General features: G+C 59.0%; 12 protein-coding genes and 1 tRNA gene. 11 read left to right on the top strand and 2 right to left on the bottom strand.

Features of this window, described 5'->3' with window-relative positions:
• Positions 1–37 precede the first annotated feature (37 nt).
• From rpoD to KGB25_RS19335, 4 genes are all read left to right on the top strand, one after another.
• The gene (gene rpoD / locus KGB25_RS19350) at positions 38–1,885 is read left to right on the top strand and encodes an RNA polymerase sigma factor RpoD (RefSeq protein WP_008027035.1); all 1,848 of its coding nucleotides are present in this window, start codon (positions 38–40) and stop codon (positions 1,883–1,885) included.
• A 122-nt stretch (positions 1,886–2,007) separates the two neighbouring features.
• Positions 2,008–5,754, top strand: coding sequence for a bifunctional diguanylate cyclase/phosphodiesterase (locus tag KGB25_RS19345; protein WP_008027034.1), 3,747 nt, complete (start codon positions 2,008–2,010; stop codon positions 5,752–5,754).
• Positions 5,755–5,769: 15 nt separating this feature from the next.
• Positions 5,770–5,846 (top strand) — tRNA-Ile (locus KGB25_RS19340).
• A 713-nt stretch (positions 5,847–6,559) separates the two neighbouring features.
• Positions 6,560–6,868, top strand: a complete 309-nt coding sequence (locus KGB25_RS19335) for a DUF3077 domain-containing protein (RefSeq protein WP_223436274.1) — start codon at positions 6,560–6,562, stop codon at positions 6,866–6,868.
• Positions 6,869–6,937: 69 nt separating this feature from the next.
• On the opposite strand, the gene KGB25_RS19330 is transcribed toward KGB25_RS19335, so the two are convergent.
• Positions 6,938–7,585 (bottom strand): peptidase M41, encoded by a 648-nt coding sequence (locus KGB25_RS19330; RefSeq protein ID WP_223436294.1) that lies wholly within the window; start codon positions 7,583–7,585, stop codon positions 6,938–6,940.
• A 377-nt stretch (positions 7,586–7,962) separates the two neighbouring features.
• Here KGB25_RS19330 and KGB25_RS19325 point away from each other — a divergent pair, with 377 nt between their 5' ends.
• Positions 7,963–8,961, top strand: coding sequence for an Abi family protein (locus KGB25_RS19325; protein ID WP_223436272.1), 999 nt, complete (start codon positions 7,963–7,965; stop codon positions 8,959–8,961).
• A gap of 58 nt (positions 8,962–9,019) precedes the next feature.
• Here KGB25_RS19325 and KGB25_RS19320 read toward each other — a convergent pair whose 3' ends face one another.
• Positions 9,020–11,374, bottom strand: a complete 2,355-nt coding sequence (locus KGB25_RS19320) for a glucose/quinate/shikimate family membrane-bound PQQ-dependent dehydrogenase (protein ID WP_223436270.1) — start codon at positions 11,372–11,374, stop codon at positions 9,020–9,022.
• A 174-nt stretch (positions 11,375–11,548) separates the two neighbouring features.
• Between KGB25_RS19320 and KGB25_RS19315 the strand changes: the two genes are divergently transcribed.
• The 6 genes from KGB25_RS19315 to pqqB all read left to right on the top strand — a co-directional run bounded on the left by KGB25_RS19315 (position 11,549) and on the right by pqqB (position 18,452).
• Complete coding sequence (locus KGB25_RS19315; RefSeq protein WP_008027020.1) at positions 11,549–12,010, top strand: Lrp/AsnC family transcriptional regulator; 462 nt, start codon at positions 11,549–11,551, stop codon at positions 12,008–12,010.
• 263 nt (positions 12,011–12,273) lie between these two features.
• The gene (locus KGB25_RS19310) at positions 12,274–13,956 is read left to right on the top strand and encodes a flavin monoamine oxidase family protein (protein ID WP_008027019.1); all 1,683 of its coding nucleotides are present in this window, start codon (positions 12,274–12,276) and stop codon (positions 13,954–13,956) included.
• 12 nt (positions 13,957–13,968) lie between these two features.
• On the top strand, positions 13,969–14,763 hold the full coding sequence (locus KGB25_RS19305; RefSeq protein ID WP_223436269.1) for a carbon-nitrogen hydrolase family protein: 795 nt from the start codon (positions 13,969–13,971) through the stop codon (positions 14,761–14,763).
• Between the two features lie 48 nt (positions 14,764–14,811).
• Positions 14,812–17,238 (top strand): pyrroloquinoline quinone biosynthesis protein PqqF, encoded by a 2,427-nt coding sequence (pqqF, locus tag KGB25_RS19300; protein WP_223436267.1) that lies wholly within the window; start codon positions 14,812–14,814, stop codon positions 17,236–17,238.
• A gap of 155 nt (positions 17,239–17,393) precedes the next feature.
• Entirely contained in the window at positions 17,394–17,468 is a 75-nt protein-coding gene (gene pqqA, locus KGB25_RS19295) for a pyrroloquinoline quinone precursor peptide PqqA (protein ID WP_009045898.1), read from the top strand.
• 72 nt (positions 17,469–17,540) lie between these two features.
• The gene (gene pqqB / locus KGB25_RS19290; RefSeq protein WP_192227626.1) at positions 17,541–18,452 is read left to right on the top strand and encodes a pyrroloquinoline quinone biosynthesis protein PqqB; all 912 of its coding nucleotides are present in this window, start codon (positions 17,541–17,543) and stop codon (positions 18,450–18,452) included.
• The last annotated feature ends 15 nt before the right edge of the window (positions 18,453–18,467 follow it).

Here is an 18,467-nt window from a genome sequence, read left to right as displayed (position 1 = left end):
TTTTTTGCCCGCCAAGACCTTCAGTGGATAGGGTGTTATGTCCGGAAAAGCGCAACAGCAGTCTCGTATCAAAGAGTTGATCACACTTGGTCGTGAGCAGGGCTACCTGACTTACGCGGAGGTCAACGACCACCTGCCGGAGGATATTTCAGATCCGGAACAGGTGGAAGACATCATCCGCATGATCAATGACATGGGGATCAACGTATTCGAGGTTGCGCCAGATAAGGATTCCCTTATGCTGGCCGACGCCGATACCGACGAAGCCGCGGCCGAAGAGGCAGCAGCAGCGTTGGCAGCGGTCGAAACCGACATCGGTCGCACCACCGACCCGGTGCGCATGTACATGCGCGAAATGGGTACGGTAGAGCTCCTGACACGTGAAGGCGAAATCGAAATCGCCAAACGTATTGAAGAAGGCATCCGCGAAGTGATGGGCGCAATCGCGCACTTCCCTGGCACGGTTGACCATATTCTCTCCGAATACACTCGCGTCACCACCGAAGGTGGTCGCCTGTCCGACGTCCTGAGCGGTTATATCGACCCGGACGACGGCATTGCGCCGCCTGCTGCAGAAGTGCCGCCGCCAGTCGATCCGAAAGCCGTGAAAGCGGACGACGATACCGACGACGATGACGCCGAAGCTTCGGATGACGAAGAAGAAGCCGAAAGCGGTCCGGATCCGATCATCGCCGCACAGCGTTTTGGCGCTGTCGCTGATCAGATGGAAATCACCCGCAAGGCTCTGAAAAAGCACGGTCGCAACAATAAGGCAGCTATCGCTGAACTGTTGGCCCTGGCTGAGCTGTTCATGCCGATCAAACTGGTGCCGAAGCAATTCGAAGGCCTGGTCGAGCGTGTTCGCAGTGCCCTGGATCGTCTGCGTCAGCAAGAGCGCGCGATCATGCAATTGTGCGTGCGTGATGCCCGTATGCCGCGTGCCGACTTCCTGCGCCAGTTCCCGGGCAACGAAGTTGACGAAAGCTGGAGCGATGCTCTGGCCAAAGGCAAAAGCAAATATGCTGAAGCCATTGGTCGCCTGCAGCCGGACATCATTCGTTGCCAGCAGAAGCTGACCGCGCTGGAAACCGAAACAGGTTTGACGATCGCCGAGATCAAGGACATCAACCGTCGCATGTCGATCGGTGAGGCCAAGGCCCGCCGCGCGAAGAAAGAGATGGTCGAAGCGAACTTGCGTCTGGTGATCTCCATCGCCAAGAAGTACACCAACCGTGGCCTGCAATTCCTCGATCTGATCCAGGAAGGCAACATCGGTTTGATGAAAGCGGTAGACAAGTTCGAATACCGCCGCGGCTACAAATTCTCGACTTATGCCACCTGGTGGATCCGTCAGGCGATCACTCGCTCGATCGCCGACCAGGCCCGCACCATCCGTATTCCGGTGCACATGATCGAGACGATCAACAAGCTCAACCGTATTTCCCGGCAGATGTTGCAGGAAATGGGTCGCGAACCGACCCCGGAAGAGCTGGGCGAACGCATGGAAATGCCTGAGGACAAGATCCGCAAGGTATTGAAGATCGCTAAAGAGCCGATCTCCATGGAAACCCCGATCGGTGATGACGAAGACTCCCATCTGGGTGACTTCATCGAAGACTCGACCATGCAGTCGCCAATCGATGTTGCTACCGTTGAGAGCCTTAAAGAAGCGACTCGCGAAGTCCTGTCCGGCCTCACTGCCCGTGAAGCCAAGGTTCTGCGCATGCGCTTCGGTATCGACATGAATACCGACCACACGCTTGAAGAGGTTGGTAAGCAGTTCGACGTGACCCGTGAACGGATTCGTCAGATCGAAGCCAAGGCGCTGCGCAAGCTGCGCCACCCGACGAGAAGCGAGCATCTGCGCTCCTTCCTCGACGAGTGATCACAAAACCCCCGGCCCAGGCCGGGGGTTTTGCTTTATGCAGATTAAATCCCCCGCACTTCCCTCCCGCCGAATTGCCCGTCTACACTCGAAACATTCCCCCGAGCCATAACGAGACCGTTATGCCCAGACTGCCGACCGTGCTTTTTTTGCTGTCGCTGATGACCTGGACCGCAACGGCTGGCGCGCTGACTCTGACCGACGAAGAACGTAGCTGGTTGACGGCCCACCCTGACTTACGCTTGGGTGTCGATGCGTCATGGCCACCCTTTGAGTTTCGTGACGATCAGGGCCGCTATCAGGGCCTTGCGGCGGATTACATCGACCTGATTCGCCAACGCCTGGCCATCAAGCTCACGCCCATCGAGCCTGTGAGCTGGACGGCTGTGCTTGAGCAGGCCAAACAAGCGAAACTGGACCTGTTGCCGGGCATCATGTCGACCCCGGAGCGTCAGAAATACCTGGCGTTTACGCGCCCCTACCTCGACTTTCCGATCGTCATCCTTGCCCACGTCGGAGGCGCTCAACCGCACAAGCTTGAAGAGTTGTACGGTCTGAAAATCGCCGTGGTGGAAAACTACGCGCCTCATGAACTGCTGCGCACTCACCACCCCGACCTGAACCTTGTGGGCATGCCCAACGTCAGTTCAGCCTTGCAGGCACTGGCGACCGATGAAGTGGACGCGGTGGTCGGCGATCTCGCTTCCAGCGTCTGGAGCCTGCGCCAACTCAAGCTCGATGGGCTCTATGTCAGCGGCGAGACACCCTATCGCTATCAACTGGCCATGGGCGTGCCTCAGAACAAGAAGATTCTGGTCGGCATCCTCGACAAAGTCCTGGCGGACATGACACCGGCAGAAATCAGCGCCATCCAGGAACATTGGGTCGGTAACGTCCTCGATCATCGAACCTTCTGGTCCGATCTGATCGTTTACGGCCTGCCGGGGTTGCTGTTGCTGATCACCGTGCTGGCGGTGGTCATCCGGATCAATCGCCGACTGAGTTCGGAAATCTCCCGCCGCGTCGACCTTGAACAGGAACTGCGCAGCAGCGAATACCATTATCGCGGGCTGGTGGAGAGCCTTTCGGCCATTGCCTGGGAAGCGCGGATCACCGATTTCACCTACAGCTATGTGTCGCCCCACGCCGAAGAATTGCTTGGTTATCCCCTGTCCCATTGGCTGATTCCGGGGTTCTGGCGCAACATCATCCACCCCGCCGACCTGACCCGCGCCCAGACCTTCTGCGATCACGAGGTCCTGGCCGGGCGCGATCACAGCCTCGATTACCGGGTCATCACCGCCGACGGCCGTTGCCTGTGGGTGCGCGACATCGTCAGCCTGATCGAGCACGGTCATGAGCCGGTGATGCGCGGGTTGATGATCGACATCAGCGAAACCAAGCGCACCGAAGAGGCGTTGCGCCTGTCGGAGCAGAAGTTTGCCTCGGTGTTCCAGCAATGCCCGGACATTCTGGTCATTGCACGGCTGTCGGATGGCTGCCTGCTGGAGGTCAACGAAGCGTTCGAGGAGCAAATTGGTCTCAAAGCCGAGGAAGTCATCGGTCAGACCGCCACCGACCTGAACATCTGGGGCATACCCGGCGTTGGGCCAGGCCTGTTGCAACGCTTGCAGGCCGGCAGCATCCGCAACCTGGAGATGCCCTTTCGCCGCAGCAATGGCCAAGTGTTTACCGGCCTGATCTCCGCCGAACCTTTCGACCTCGACACGACCCCGGCGCTGGTGGTGGTTGTGCGCGATATCAGCAAGCTCAAGGAAACCCAGCAACAGCTGCAAACGTCCGAAGAGAAATTCGCCAAAGCCTTCCACGCGTCCCCCGACGGTTTGCTGCTGTCCCGGCAGAGCGATGGCTTGCTGCTGGAGGTCAACGAAGGCTTCAGCCGCATTACCGGTTTCAACAGTGCGATGTCGGTGGATCGTTCGGCGCTTGAGTTGGGGATCTGGGTCAACCTCAACGAACGCAAACAGATGCTCGACCTGCTGCACCGGGACGGTTTCGTCCGTGACTTCAGTTGCCATATCCGCCGCAGCGACGGGCAGATCCGCCTCTGCGAGGTGTCCAGCCGGCCGCTGCCGATCGGCGATGAAGACTGCATGCTGACCATCGCCCGGGACATCACCGAGCGACACCTGATGCAGGAAAAACTGCAACAAGCCGCGACGGTGTTCGAGAGCACCGCCGAGGGGGTTTTGATCACCGACACGCAGCAACACATCAGCGCGGTCAATCGCGCGTTTACCGAAATTACCGGCTACAGCGAAAGCGAAGCACTGGGCCACACCCCGCGCCTGCTAGCCTCGGGCCTGCATGACAGCGCTTTCTACGCGGCGATGTGGCATCAACTGACCGCCGAAGGCCATTGGCAGGGCGAGATTTCCAACCGGCGCAAAAACGGCGAGTTGTACCCGAGCTGGCTGACCATCAGCGCCGTGCGCAACCGCGACAAGTTCATCACCCACTTTGTTGCCGTGTTCGCGGACATTTCCAGCCTGAAGCACGCGCAAGCCAAACTCGATTATCAGGCGCACCACGACCCGCTCACCGGCCTGCCCAACCGCACACTGTTCGAAAGCCGGCTGCTGACCGCGCTCAACAACCAGCAGGAAAACGGCGGCCAGGGCGCGGTGTTGTTCCTCGACCTGGACCGGTTCAAACACATCAACGACAGCCTCGGCCACCCGGTCGGCGACCTGCTGCTCAAGGGCATCGCCGTGCGTCTGAAGGAGCAGTTGCGTGATATCGACACCGTGGCGCGACTGGGCGGCGACGAGTTCATCATCCTGCTACCGGGCCTGCAGCAATCCACCGACGCCGACAATATCGCAACCAAGTTGCTCAACTGCTTCAGCGCGCCATTCCAGGCGGGCGAGCATGAGTTCTTCATCAGTGCCAGCATCGGCACCAGCCTGTATCCCAAAGACGGCTGTGACGTCGCCACGCTGGTCAAAAACGCCGACGCGGCGATGTATCGCTCCAAGGCCAAGGGCCGCAACCGGGTCGAAAGCTATACCCGCGACCTGACCGCCCAGGCCAGCGAGCGCGTCGCACTGGAGCACGAACTGCGCCGTGCCATCGAGCGCAATGAGCTGTCCCTGTGTTACCAGCCCAAAATCAGCCTGGAGGACCATCGCCTTGTCGGGGCCGAAGCGCTGATCCGCTGGCATCACCCGACCTTCGGTGCCGTGCCGCCAGAGCACTTCATTCCGCTGGCCGAAGAGAACGGGATGATCCTGCAAATCGGCGACTGGGTGCTCGAGACCGCATGTCGGCAGATGTACGAATGGAATCAGACCTATGAATGCCTCGGCCCGCTGTCGGTCAACCTCGCAGGCGCACAACTTCGTCAACCCAACCTGCTCGGCCGGATCGAACAACTGCTCAAGGACAACGGTCTTCAGCCCGGGTTATTGCAACTGGAAATTACCGAGAACTTCATCATGAGCCAGGCCGAGGAAGCGCTGGCGGTGCTGCATCAACTCAAACACCTGGGTGTGCAACTGGCCATCGACGACTTCGGCACGGGCTATTCCTCCCTGAGCTACCTCAAACGCCTGCCGCTGGATATTCTCAAGATCGACCAGTCTTTTGTCCGCGGCCTGCCGGATGATCCCCACGATGCGGCAATCGTTCGCGCCATCATCGCGCTGGGCCGCAGCATGCAATTCACCGTGATAGCCGAAGGTGTCGAGACTCTGGCGCAGCAACTATTTCTCGCCGAAGAAGGCTGCGAACAGATTCAGGGCTACATCGTCAGCTTGCCGTTGCGGGCGGACGAATTCGCCGCGACGTTTCTTCGTATAGCCGTATCGGATTTTTCGGATAGCACAGCCGAGAAACCGTCGCTATAATCCGCGGCCTACTGAGGGCCTATAGCTCAGTTGGTTAGAGCAGAGGACTCATAATCCTTTGGTCCACGGTTCAAGTCCGTGTGGGCCCACCAAACAAGAAAACCGCGCACTGCGCGGCTTTCGTCAGACTTAATGATTGACGTGAATATCAACTTTCATTAGATTTGACTCGTCGAAGCGACTGACCGGATGAGATTGAGCGCTTCCCAGCGGCGAAAGCCGTAACCGCGCAAGGCGGTTCGTAAGTGGTGTCCGGATCTGCTTTACCGAATCGTAGAAGACGCCTATGGCGTCTTTTTTCGTTTCTGTCCCTAGCGTTTGGTCGAACCAGGTCGCCGCAACCAGTCCTTACCGCACAGCAGCATAAAGCCCAACTTGCCCAGCGACATCGAAACCGTCCAAACAAGAAAGCCGCGCAATGCGCGGCTTTTGCGTGAATGGCGTTTGGTTTTGTTTACTTCAGGTGGCGCAATATCGGATGACGTCCGCAGACCTTGTAGGCAAACTCCGAATCGTGTTTTGTGGGCACTTTGATGCCTTGTTGCGCTGTTCTTCGACGGGATAGTCTCCGGACGTCGCTGCAAATGCAGTGATCGGGTGTGGTAACCCGGCGAAACCAGCGCACTAATGCACGCATTACGAACGAAGGTAGTTTTCAGGCCTGAATTCTTGATATGGCGGCTGTGCGTGGGACGCCCTCGGGCGTGCCGGTTTCCTTGGTTCCCGGTTTACCACCCTGCGTACAGCTGCCACCTTTTCGTGTGGTAACGAAAAATGGCAGCTCCTGGAACCCTGGAGTAAAACCATGCCCCAAACAAATCCGCCCCACCCCTCAGAACTGAAAACCATCGGCCTCACCCCCTTCATCTACTGCTCAAACCAACCGCTGTTCCATGTCAGTAGTGGCGTCCCCCTCGCCGATGCTCTAGCTCAGGCCTCAAATCTGTTGTACCTCGCCAAGGAGCTGACCATGGACGCCGCCTACGCCAAAGACACCGACCGCCACGCCTGGGCCGCGCATTACCTGACGTCGATGAGCAAGGCCGTGGTCGATGATGTGATGAAGGTGCTGGAGCGCGGACCTGATCGCACCGATACGAAGTCCAAAAAATAACGGCCGATGGGCCGTGGAATGAGCCCCGAGAATTCGGGGCTTTCACAGGATGATCGGTGGTGCGTTGTCTTACGCCGAAACACCCAACGCCGGAATGGCCTGCACTGGCCGCAACCGCTCAAGCATCTCACGCGTAAACACCACCTCATACGTATCCGCCGCCCTGCCCCACTGCTCCACGATGACCATGGCGTCGACCAACACGCGCCCCAATTCGGTAATCGTGTCCGCCAGATCCTCGACGATTGCTTGAGTCCGGCCCCACATGCGATCAGTCATCGCTTGAAGCTCAGCCGCAATACGGTCAGATGACGCAGGGTCCGTATCGGGACAGGTGATGTTGCGCAGCAAATGCTGAAGCTCTTTTACTTTTGCATAATCCTGTTCCGCCCCCAGCGCACCTTTCAGGATGGTGACGGCTTTCGTCTTGTCGACGCGATTCCCGGACCGATGTGTCGAAGACAGTGTCTGCCCCATGGCGCCAGCCATCAGGACCATTATTCGGGCTTCCACGTGCGCTTTCATTGCGTCAATCGATGAAATCGGGCGCGCCAGGGTAATGGCAGCGCCCCCTTGATGGCGCAAATCCATGGTCACGGACAGAGTCACGCCGCCGGTTGCAAACCCCAAAGCGCGGGCCACGACGTAGTGGCCCATTTCGTGATGGGCGATCTGTAATGCGTGATCCCGTATAGCGGGAGACATCTTCGTTGTCATTTCCATCGCCCCGCACTCTTCGAATTCGACTATGACTGACTGTTAGTGTCCATTTTGTCGAGCGAAGTAGGAAGATTCCCAAGTTGTTGAAGCTCTATTCTTATAGGCCCAGTTACGTGACCTATCGAGCTCGGGCCTGTGTTTGCAACTAGTACAATCAGTCTCAAAACCTGAAAAAGACAAGGTTCCTCGTCAACAAAAACAGCGAGATTCCTCATGCAAAACCTGGCCTATCCGCTTATCGACCTTTCAGCAAAAAACTTGCAAAGCGAAGCGGTTCTACCTAGTCTTCGCCGCAACACACCCGCCATGCCTATAGTTGCGTCAGCAGCCAAGCACAAATTGAGCGGGTTTTTTTTGCCCGGAGTTTTTAGGGCATGAGAGTCTTTGGTAAACCGGCGATCGACATCACTGCCCAAATCGAACTGCTCAAGCAACGTGGCCTGCAAATCCAGGATGAGGCTCGAGCACGGTACTTCCTGCAAGCTGTCAGCTTCTTCCGCCTCACACCTTACATGCGTACGTTTCAGCATGCAGACGCTCAAGATCACCCTTTCCGCAAGGGTTCCGAATTTCGTGAACTGACCACGCTCTATGAGTTCGACCGCAGGCTGCGCCTACTTGCAATGGATGCCATCGAGCGTGTCGAAGTTGCCGTTCGTTCATTGATCAGTAACCACATGGGCCCTACTCACGGCGGGCATTGGTACATGGAAGTCCGGCTATTTCAGCACACCTATGACCATGCTCGATTGATGGAGACCATACGCACCAAGCAAAACACCGCCAAACGCGATTACGAAAAGGAATGCCAACGGATAGACCGCCTGCAAACCGATACCCGGCGTAAAGATCACCTTAAGCGGCAACGTGCGAAAGAAAGCTATGCCCGGCACTATCCGGTAACGTACGACCAGCCGTCACTGATGCCCGGATGGGCCATGCTGGAAGAGCTGACCCTGGGAGATCTTTCTCACCTGTACAAGGGACTTGCCCGCGATGCAGACAAGAAAGTTATCGCCAAGTACCTTGCATTACCTGCACCTCTGCTGCAGTCGTGGCTGCATACCCTGACCACCATTCGCAACATTTGCGCCCATCACGCGCGGCTGTGGAATCGGGAGCTGGGGATACGACCGGAACTGCCTAAGAAAACCAGTTTTCAATGGCCACAGGCATTACTTCAACAGGGACAGCATCCGCGAATTTTTTCGGTTTTGTGCATCCTTAAACACTTGATGCACCAAGTGAGCCCACACACCCATTGGGATCGCCGTTTACTAGAGCTGATGCAGGAATTTCCCAGTCTGAATCAGCGAGCAATGGGATTTCCACAGGAGTGGCACCAAGACCCGTTCTGGCAGATAACGGAGTAATTTCAAAAATGAAAAAGCCGCGCAATCGCGCGGCTTTTTCGTACGTGCGATTCAGCCTTTACTCAGGCAAGGCATACGCAATCACGTAATCCCCACGATCCGTCGACTGACGCGCACCGCCCACCGTCAGCAGGATGTACTGCTTACCGGTTTTCGGCGAAACATACGTCATCGGACCCGACTGGCTACCCACCGGCAAACGCGACTTCCAGATCTCATTCCCGTTACCCGTATCGAACGCCCGCAGGTAGAAATCCTGGGTGCCGGCGAAGAACAACAGGCCGGACTGGGTGGCCAGGGAAGCACCGAGGGTCGGCATGCCAATCGGAATCTGCAAATGCATGCGGATGCCCAGCGGACCGGTGTCTTGCACGGTGCCGACCGGAACTTGCCACATCAGTTTGTGGGTCTTGAGGTCGATGGCGGACATGGTGCCGAACGGCGGCTTCTGGCACGGAATGCCCACCGCCGAGAGGAAGCGTTCGCGCATCGCCCCGAACGGTGTGCCTTCCTGTGGCACGACGCCCATTTCGATACCGCTGGCCCCGGCGGCGATCTTGTTGCGCGGGATCATGTAGTTGGCCAGGCCCAGGCGCATGTCGTTGACGAACATGTAGTTCGTGTTTGGATCTACCGAGACGCTGCCCCAGTTCATACCACCCAACGAGCCCGGGAATTGCAGCGCGCGGTCCATGCCCGGTGGGGTGTAGACGCCTTCGTGGCGCATGCCTTTGAACTGGATGCGGCACATCAACTGGTCAAACGGCGTGGCGCCCCACATGTCGGCTTCGGTCAGGGTCTTGTTGCCGATGGACGGCATGTCCACCGAGAACGGCTGGGTGGGCGAATAGCGTTCGCCGGGCACACTACCTTGCGGAACCGGGCGCTCTTCGACGCGCGCGATCGGCACGCCGGTTTCGCGGTTGAGCAGGAAGATCTCGCCTTGTTTGGTGACTTGCGCCAAGGCTGGCTGCAGGCCGCCCTTGTCGTCCGGCACGTCGTACAACAACGGTTGAGCCGGCAGGTCGAAGTCCCACAGGTCGTGATGGGTGGTCTGGAAGTGCCAGCGCACCTGACCGGTCTTCACGTCGATGGCGACGATGGACGAGCTCCACTTGTCATCGAATGCCGTGCGTTGGCCGCCAAAGAAGTCTGGCGTGGCGTTGCCGGTGGGCAAGTAGACCAGACCGAGTCTGGCGTCGTAGGACATCGCCGACCAGACGTTTGGTGTGCCACGGGTGTAGGTCTCACCAGCCGGTGGACGTTTGGTGGTGTTCGGATTGCCCGGATCCCACGCCCACACCAGTTCACCGCTGCGTACATCGTAAGCGCGGACCACGCCTGGCGGTTCACCGGTGGAGTAGTTGTCGGCCACACGGCCACCGACGATCACCACGTCACCTGCGACCAGCGGGGTCGAGGTTTGCTGGTAGTAACCGGGCTTCACTTCACCCATGTCGGTGGTCAGATCGACCGTGCCTTTGTTGCCAAACTCTTCACACGGCTTGCCGGTCTCGGCATTGATCGCGATCAGACGGGCATCGCCGGTCGGCAGAAACAGACGTTTCGTACAGGCAGTCGGCTGGATGTCCGAAGACGCAGGGGTTTCGGAGTAACCCAGGCCACGGCAACGCTGCCAGTTTGGCGCAGTACCTTGCGGGTCGAACTTCCAGCGTTGGGCGCCGGTGTCGACGTCCAGCGCGAAGACTTTGCCGTAAGCGGTGCAGGTGTAGACCGTGTCGCCGATTTGCAGCGGGGTGTTCTGGTCTTCAGCGCCAGCGCCGGTGCTTTGCGGGATGTCGCCGGTGCGGAAGGTCCACGCCACCTGCAACTTGTCGATGTTGCCTTTGTTGATCTGGTCCAGCGCGGCAAAGCGGTTGCCTGCGGTGGTGTTGCCCCAATGGGCCCAGTCTTTCTGCTCGGTACCCGGAGCGACCGGCGTAACAGCCGGTTCAATGCTGGCCTTGACCACATGGGTCGGCACGAACATGTAGGCCATCGTTGCGACAACGCCGACACCCAGGATACCGGCGAGGCCATAAGCGCCACGGCCGGCAGTCGCGCCTGAAGCATGGACCAGCGTCGGATAGATCAGCGCAACGACCACGCCGATCACGGCGAAGGTCAGCACGCGCGAGACCAGTGGCCAGTATTCGAAACCAGTGTCCCATACGGCCCAGATCGCGGTAAGAATCAGCGCCACGCCATACAGCCACGCACCTTGCGGCTTGCGACGGGCGATCATCAGCCCGGACACCAGCATCGCCAGGCCCATCAGCAGGAAATACCAGCTGCCACCCAGCGAGACCAGATAACCGCCGCCACCGGCCAGGCCGAGTCCGATCAACGCAATCAGGACACCCAGCCCCGACAGCAACCATTTGCCGCCGCCGGCAGCCCCAGAATTATTCATGTCGGTAATTTTCCCCATTTGTGACAAGCGCGGAATAATGTACTACCTAGTTACTTATGGCAAATTGTCGCAGGTAAAAATGGCATGAACGGTACTGAGGCTAGATCAAACATCCGGTATGCGAGCGGTGCTGTAACATGCTGACCCATTGATTTGTGTTGCTGGAGACGACCATTGCCTGACACTCGCCCGCCCGTTCTTGACGAAATCGACCGCCAATTGATCGCGGCCCTGCAAATCAATGCCCGCGAAAGCGTGGCCATGCTCGCCCGGCAATTGGGCATCGCCCGCACCACCGTGACGTCACGGCTGTCGCGTCTGGAGAAGGCCAGGGTCATCACCGGTTACGGCGTGCGCTTGGGCCAGCGTGTGGTGGACGGCGGATTGCAGGCGTACGTCGGGATCACGGTGCAACCGCGCTCTGGCAAGGAAGTGTTGCGGCGCTTGAGTGCGATGGCTCAGGTTCAGCAGTTGTGTGCAGTGAGTGGCGAATTTGATTATGTGGCGTGGCTGCGCACTGATTCGCCGGAGCAACTGGATCAGTTGCTGGATCAGATCGGCAGTGTGGACGGGGTGGAGAAGACGACCACGTCGATCATTCTCAGCAGCAAGATAGATCGCGGCCAGCCGGTTTAACGCCGGCCAAGGTGGGAGCGAGACTGGCTTGCCGGCGAATCGATTTACCCATCACTATCAATGTCGACTGACACTCCGTCATCGCGAGCAGGCTCGCTCCCACACTGGACGGTGTGTAGCAACAGCTCGTCATTTTGCTCAATTAATTAGCAAAACGACGACACATTGCGTCTTATTAACGTGTTCTACGCTCTCTAGAATGGCTGCCATCTTTTCCTATACTCAGACGCGCACCCCGCGTCCGGTCGCCAGCAAGGTCAGCCATGAACAAGAACAATCGCCATCCTGCAGACGGTAAAAAACCAGTCACCATTTTTGGCCCGGACTTTCCTTTCGCTTTCGACGACTGGATCGAACACCCGGCCGGCCTCGGCAGCATTCCTGCGCACAACCACGGCGCCGAAGTAGCGATTGTCGGCGCCGGTATCGCCGGTTTGGTCGCGGCCTACGAACTGATGAAACTGGGCCTCAAGCCCGTCGTCTATGAAGCCTCGAAATTGGGCGGCCGTCTGCGCTCGCAGGCGTTCAACGGGACCGATGGCATCGTCGCCGAACTGGGCGGCATGCGCTTCCCGGTGTCGTCCACCGCGTTTTACCACTACGTCGACAAGCTCGGCCTCGAGACCAAACCCTTTCCCAATCCGCTGACCCCTGCCTCTGGCAGCACCGTCATCGACCTGGAAGGCAAAACCCATTACGCACAGAAACTGGCGGATCTGCCGGCACTGTTCCAGGAAGTGGCTGACGCGTGGGCGGATGCACTGGAAGCCGGCTCACAGTTCTCCGATATCCAGCAAGCGATCCGCGACCGTGACGTGCCGCGCCTCAAAGAGTTGTGGAACACCCTGGTTCCGCTGTGGGACGACCGCACCTTCTACGACTTTGTCGCCACCTCCGAAGCCTTCGCCAAGCTGTCGTTCCATCACCGCGAAGTATTCGGCCAGGTTGGTTTCGGCACCGGTGGCTGGGACTCGGACTTCCCGAACTCGATGCTGGAAATCTTCCGCGTAGTGATGACTAACTGCGACGATCACCAACACCTGGTCGTCGGCGGCGTCGAACAAGTGCCGCAAGGCATCTGGCGCCATGCGCCGGAACGTTGCGTGCACTGGCCCGAAGGCACCAGCCTCAAGTCGCTGCACAGGGGCGCACCACGCTCCGGGGTCAAAAAAATCGCTCACGCCGCGGACGGCCGTTTTGCGGTCACCGATAACAACGGCGATACCCGCGAGTACGCGGCGGTGCTGACCACCTGCCAGAGCTGGCTGCTGACCACCCAGATCGAGTGCGACGAAACCCTGTTCTCGCAAAAGATGTGGATGGCCCTCGACCGCACCCGCTACATGCAATCGTCGAAAACCTTCGTGATGGTCGACCGCCCGTTCTGGAAGGACAAGGATCCGGAAACCGGCCGCGACTTGATGAGCATGACCCTCACCGATCGCCTGACCCGCGGCACCTATCTGTTCGACAACGGCGACGACAAGCCGGGCGTGATTTGCCTGTCGTACTCGTGGATGAGCGATGCGTTGAAAATGCTTCCACACCCGGTGGAAAAACGCGTCGAACTGGCGTTGAACGCGCTGAAAAAGATCTACCCGAAAGTCGACATCGCCGCGCGAATCATCGGCGATCCGATCACCGTGTCGTGGGAAGCCGACCCGCATTTCCTTGGCGCATTCAAAGGCGCGTTGCCCGGTCACTACCGCTACAACCAGCGCATGTACGCGCACTTCATGCAGGCTGATATGCCGGCCGAACAGCGCGGGATTTTCATCGCCGGCGATGACGTTTCGTGGACACCGGCGTGGGTCGAAGGCGCGGTGCAGACCTCGCTCAATGCGGTGTGGGGCATCATGAAACACTTCGGCGGTGAAACTCACGCCGAGAACCCGGGTCCAGGAGATGTGTTCAACGAGATCGGTCCGATCGCCCTGCCCGAGTAAAAGGAGTTCGAAATGCGCGTAGCCCTTTACCAATGTCCACCGCTGCCTCTGGACGTCGCCGGCAATTTGCAACGCCTGCATCAACTGGCGCTGGAGGCCAAAGGCGCCGATTTGCTGGTGCTGCCGGAGATGTTCCTGACCGGCTACAACATCGGCGTCGATGCCGTCAGTGTCTTGGCAGAGGTGCACAACGGAGAGTCGGCGCAGCAGATCGCGCGCATTGCCAAGACCGCGGGGATCGCCATTTTGTATGGCTATCCCGAGCGCACCGGAGACGGGCAGATCTACAACGCCGTGCAACTGATCGACGCCAATGGCGAACGCCTGTGCAACTACCGCAAGACTCACCTGTTCGGCGACCTCGATCACTCGATGTTCAGCGCCGGCCAGGATGATTTTCCGCTGGTGGAGCTCAACGGCTGGAAGCTCGGTTTCCTGATTTGCTACGACATGGAGTTCCCGGAGAACGCGCGGCGTCTGGCCCTGGCCGGCGCCGAGCTGATTCTGGTGCCGACAGCGAACATGATTCCTTACGACTTCATCGCCGACGTCACCGTCCGCGCCCGCGCCTTCGAAAACCAGTGTTACGTGGCGTATGCCAATTACTGCGGCAACGAAGGCGACATCCACTACTGCGGCCAGAGCAGCATCGCCGCACCGGATGGCAACCGCATCGCTCAGGCGGGCCTCGATGAAGCGCTGATTGTCGGTGAGCTGGATCGCCAGTTGATGATCGATTCCCGCGCCGCCAATCGTTACTTCCTCGATCGCCGCCCCGAGCTTTACGGCGAGCTGAGCAAGCGCTGACACCCAGTAATCCGCTAGCATTAGCGCTTCCCTGTTCTGGAAGTGCTCATGCCTGCGCTGAATCCCCCTCGCCCTCACACTGAAACCCTGGCCAACGGCCTGCGGGTGACGCTGCGTCATGCCCCGAATCTGAAGCGTTGTGCGGCCGCGTTGCGGGTCGCCGCGGGCAGTCATGACGTGCCATTGGCATGGCCAGGCCTGGCGCATTTTCTTGAGCACCTGTTGTTTCTCGGTACCGAGCGTTTTCCTGCGGAACAAGGGCTGATGGCCTACGTACAAGGTCATGGCGGGCAGGTGAATGCACGGACCAGCGAGCGCACCACCGACTTCTTTTTCGAATTGCCGCCTCAAGTTTTCAACGGAGGACTGCAGCGTCTGTCAGACATGCTCGCTCATCCGCGTATGAATCTGGACGATCAGTTGCGGGAACGGGAAGTGCTGCACGCGGAGTTTGTCGCCTGGTCGCAGGATCCTACGGCACAGCAGCAACTGGCGTTGTTCGATGGGCTTTCGCCGACTCATCCGTTGCGCGGCTTTCATGCCGGCAACCGCGACAGCCTGCCCGTGCAGCAACCGGAGTTTCAGCAAGCGCTGCAGGATTTCCATCAGCGGTTTTATCAGACCGGACAGATGACGCTGAGCCTGGCCGGCCCGCAAAGTATCGAAGAGTTGAAGCAAATGGCGCTGACGTTCGGCGCGGTGATTTCCCAGGGAGAAAACCTCCCACAACAGGCTCCTGTGCCGCTGATGGAGTCTTCAGTCGCAAGTTATCAACAGGCTGGCGAGCGTCGGCAGGATCTGCTGTTTACCTTCGAAGCACTGCCCAATGCGTCGACCGAAGCATTGGCGTTTCTGTGCCATTGGTTGAACGCCGCGAAACCCGGCGGGCTGCTGACTGTATTGCGCGAATGTGGTTTGGCTGAGCATCTGAATGCCAAGCCGCTGTATCAATTTGCCGGACAGGCCGTGCTGCACGTTGAATTCACAACGACCGCGTCGGCGAGCATCCTGAGCGAGAAGCTCCTGGATTGGCTGGGCTTTTTTGCTGCTCAACAAGATTGGGCCCTTCTGCGTGACGAGTACGCTGCCGTGCTTCAGCGCCAGCAACAAGTCAGCAGTGCTATGCAGCTGGCCCGACTCGACAGCGAACAGCTTGAAACCGGGTTATCCGAGCAAGGCGTTGTAGCGCTCAAGGACATCCTGAAGAAAATCGGCGCTGTGGATAACTTCAGCGGTGAATGGCAACTGCCGACACCGAATCCGTTCTTGCGCACCGAGGCGCCACCCTCAAATGCCGGACTGATTCGCGGCCAGACCAGCAAACACCGTGGCCTGCGGACATTCGCGCAGGACCGCTCGCGCAGCCGTCGCGAAAACTCGCCGATGCAATTCAGCCTAGCCCTGCCGGACAACAGCGCTGAAGGCGCGATTTATCTGCGCTGGCGATTAGAGTCCAGACCTCAACCCCGCCATCAGCAGGGTCTGGAAAATCGCCTGCAGCCGCTGCGCGAGGATGCCCGTCAGGCAGGCGTCGACGTTTCCTTCAGCGCTTCAGGAAATGAATGGCTACTGAAAATGACGGGGCTGCAAGAGTCGATGCCGACCGTCCTCGAACATGCGCTGAAAGAGCTGACAAACCCTGACGCCGGTTTCTCACAGGAAGAACCGAAAAGCGCCGCGTTGATACCGATTAAACAACTGCTGAAAGCGCTGCCTGATCATTGCCTTGAGCAAAGCTCAGTCGCTGATGACTTGCAGCAGCTGTGGTCGACGGCGCGCTGGGAAGGTTTGGCAAACGGGTTGTCGGCACAGACTCAAGCAGCGATGGGGTTCGCCCTGAGTCGCGTGCCCGGCATTGCGGACACTCAACCGTCGCCGCCGTCCTCGATCAACGGGCAGCGTCTGTGGACCGCCGTCGACACCGGTTCCAGCGAACACGCGCTGTTGCTGTTCTGTCCGACGGCCACGCAGGAAATCTCTGACGAAGCTGCGTGGCGTTTGCTCGCGCATATTTGTCAGACACCGTTCTACCAGCGTCTTCGTGTTGAGTTGCAACTGGGTTATGCGGTGTTCAGTGCGCTGCGTCAGGTCCATGGGCAGACGGGTGTTCTGTTCGGCGTGCAATCACCGAGCGTCGCGCCTCTGAACCTGCTGCAACACATGGAAGACTTTCTGAACGACGTGCCCGCAATGATCGACGGCATCGACGAGGCGACCTTCGTTGCCCAGCGTCAGGCCTTGGCCGATCAATTCCAGATCGCTGCGTTGCCCGTCGCCCAGGCCGCCGAACTGCTCTGGCAGGGCAAGCTGGCCGGCCACTCGTCGGATTATCTGGCGCAGCTTCCCCAAGCCATTCTGGACATCGATCGTTCTGCCCTGCGCGCCGCCGCACAACGCCTGATCAACGCCGAGGGCGGCTGGCGCGGTCTGGCCAGCAGTTCGCAACCGGAGGCGCCTTGGCAAGTGACAAAATGATCATTACCGCTGGTGCAATTAGCTTTTTCCGAGATTGCAGGCCAATCGCTCTGTAATTTTGAGTAACATAGCCACCTAACTATCTGAACATCTCCGGCTGGAGGTGGACTATATGTATAGATCTCAACCGTCCCATCACCTGAAGGAGCGCTCCCATGTCCTGGTCCAAACCTGCTTACACCGACCTGCGTATCGGCTTTGAAGTCACCATGTACTTCGCAAGCCGCTAAGCTTGTCCTGCCGTTCAGCGCCTCGGTTTGCCGAGGCGTTTTTATTTTCAGCGTTGAAATGATGGAGCACCCATGTTTGTCCAGATTCTAGGTTCCGCCGCCGGCGGCGGTTTCCCCCAGTGGAACTGCAACTGCGTGAACTGCGCAGGTTTTCGCGACGGGAGCCTGAACGCCAAGGCGCGGACCCAGTCGTCCATCGCGATTTCCGATGACGGCGTGAACTGGGTGCTGTGCAACGCCTCGCCGGACATCCGCGCCCAGCTCCAGAATTTTGCCCCGATGCAACCGGGCCGCGCCCTGCGCGATACCGGTATCAGCGCGATCATCCTGATGGACAGCCAGATCGACCACACCACCGGCCTGCTCAGCCTGCGCGAGGGTTGCCCGCACAACGTCTGGTGCACCGACATGGTCCATGAAGACCTGAGCACCGGTTTCCCGCTGTTTACCATGCTGACCCACTGGAACGGCGGGCTGAACTGGAACCGCATCGAACTCGACTGCAGCTTCACCATCCCGACCTGCCCGAGTCTGCGTTTCACTCCACTGCCACTACGCAGTGCCGCGCCACCGTATTCGCCGCACCGCTTCGACCCGCATCCGGGCGACAACATCGGGTTGATCATTGAAGACCTGAACACCGGCGGCAAGCTGTTCTACGCGCCGGGCCTGGGCAAGGTCGACGCGCCGCTGCTGGAGATCATGGCCGGCAGCGACTGCCTGCTGGTGGACGGCACGATGTGGGACGACGACGAAATGCAGCGCCGTGGTGTCGGCACCCGCACCGGTCGGGAAATGGGCCATCTGGCGCAGAACGGCCCCGGCGGTATGCTGGAAGTGCTGGAACAGTTGCCCAAGCAGCGCAAGGTGCTTATCCACATCAACAACACCAACCCGATCCTTGATGAGGATTCGCCGGAGCGCGCCGAGCTGGCTCGGCGGGACGTTGAAGTGGCGTATGACGGCATGAGTATTGTGTTGTAGCGGATGGCCTCTTCG

The organism is Pseudomonas sp. BF-RE-21, from assembly GCF_019947305.1.
GTDB lineage: Bacteria > Pseudomonadota > Gammaproteobacteria > Pseudomonadales > Pseudomonadaceae > Aquipseudomonas > Aquipseudomonas migulae.
This window is presented reverse-complemented; position numbering and strand designations above follow the sequence as displayed.

Excerpts from the sequence above, each read along its gene's own strand:
- KGB25_RS19320 (WP_223436270.1), bottom strand. The coding sequence starts at position 11,374 with ATGAATAATTCTGGGGCTGCCGGCGGCGGCAAATGGTTGCTGTCGGGG.
- KGB25_RS19305 (WP_223436269.1), top strand. The coding sequence starts at position 13,969 with ATGCGCGTAGCCCTTTACCAATGTCCACCGCTGCCTCTGGACGTCGCC.
- KGB25_RS19325 (WP_223436272.1), top strand. The coding sequence starts at position 7,963 with ATGAGAGTCTTTGGTAAACCGGCGATCGACATCACTGCCCAAATCGAA.
- pqqB (WP_192227626.1), top strand. The coding sequence starts at position 17,541 with ATGTTTGTCCAGATTCTAGGTTCCGCCGCCGGCGGCGGTTTCCCCCAG.
- rpoD (WP_008027035.1), top strand. The coding sequence starts at position 38 with ATGTCCGGAAAAGCGCAACAGCAGTCTCGTATCAAAGAGTTGATCACA.
- pqqF (WP_223436267.1), top strand. The coding sequence starts at position 14,812 with ATGCCTGCGCTGAATCCCCCTCGCCCTCACACTGAAACCCTGGCCAAC.
- KGB25_RS19330 (WP_223436294.1), bottom strand. The coding sequence starts at position 7,585 with ATGACAACGAAGATGTCTCCCGCTATACGGGATCACGCATTACAGATC.
- KGB25_RS19345 (WP_008027034.1), top strand. The coding sequence starts at position 2,008 with ATGCCCAGACTGCCGACCGTGCTTTTTTTGCTGTCGCTGATGACCTGG.
- KGB25_RS19335 (WP_223436274.1), top strand. The coding sequence starts at position 6,560 with ATGCCCCAAACAAATCCGCCCCACCCCTCAGAACTGAAAACCATCGGC.
- KGB25_RS19310 (WP_008027019.1), top strand. The coding sequence starts at position 12,274 with ATGAACAAGAACAATCGCCATCCTGCAGACGGTAAAAAACCAGTCACC.